General features: G+C 59.6%; 2 pseudogenes. One reads left to right on the top strand and one right to left on the bottom strand.

The features are described from left to right. Nucleotides 1-140: pseudogene (locus EN879_RS40480) on the top strand (damage-inducible protein CinA); the annotation flags it as partial. A 45-nt stretch (nucleotides 141-185) separates the two neighbouring features. On the opposite strand, the pseudogene plsY reads toward EN879_RS40480, so the two are convergent. Next, nucleotides 186-849 (bottom strand): annotated as a pseudogene (gene plsY, locus EN879_RS37370) (glycerol-3-phosphate 1-O-acyltransferase PlsY). Between the last annotated feature and the right edge of the window lie 59 nt (nucleotides 850-908).

The following is a 908-nucleotide window of genomic DNA, read 5'->3' on the forward strand; positions in this document are numbered from 1 at the left end:
GCCTGGTCTGGTTCGGGGTTGCGCTGGACGGCCGACCGATTGTCGCCGAGCACCAACTCTTTGCAGACAAAGGCCGCGATTTCATCCGTCGCGAAACGGTCCGGCAAGCGCTGGAACTGGGCCTGCAAGCACTCGGATAGGATTATAAAACGTTGGGCGGGCGGACCCGAAAGCCGGATTTGCGGCTACGTTTTCGATTCCGGGCTGCTTTGCCCCAAGTGTGGCTCCGTCCCAGCCAGCAGCCGCTGAATATTGGCACGATGGCGCATAACCACGTAGATGCTGCCCGCAATCACCAGCAACCGATAGGCCAACGGTTGCTCCAGGCCACAGATGAGGGCGATCGCGGTCAACGCCGCTACCATCGAACTCAGGGAAACTATCCGAGACGTAGCCAGCACAGCACCAAAAGCCGCCGCAGCCCCCACACCTACCGGCCAAGACAGAGCCAGCAACACGCCAAGCCCCGTCGCAGCGGATTTGCCACCTGTGAAATTCAACCAGATCGAACGGCCATGTCCCAACAACACGGCAATTCCGGCCAGGCAAACAGCCCAAGGCACCCAGGCTTGCAGGTCAAGCGGGGTCGATAGCGTAACCAACGGCAACGTGATGAACCCAGCGGGCAAAGACGATCGCCCCAGCACCTTTCAGCACATCCACCAGCAACACCACCAACGCCGGCCATTTTCCCAAGACCCGCAAGACGTTCGTTGCCCCGGTGGATTTGGAGCCATGCTCCCGGATATCGATGCCCTTGAGCAGCTTCCCCGCCAGATAACCCGTGGGCATTGAACCGAAGAGATAGGCGATCGCCAGTCCAACGGTGCTTGCTATCCAGAAAAGCATGCGCAAGCCTCAAGACGGTTTTGTACCGTAGATGACGTCGGCGCGCTTCTCAAACTGTC

This window comes from Mesorhizobium sp. M7A.F.Ca.AU.002.02.1.1 (assembly GCF_003998535.1).
Taxonomy (GTDB): Bacteria; Pseudomonadota; Alphaproteobacteria; order Rhizobiales; family Rhizobiaceae; genus Mesorhizobium; species Mesorhizobium ciceri.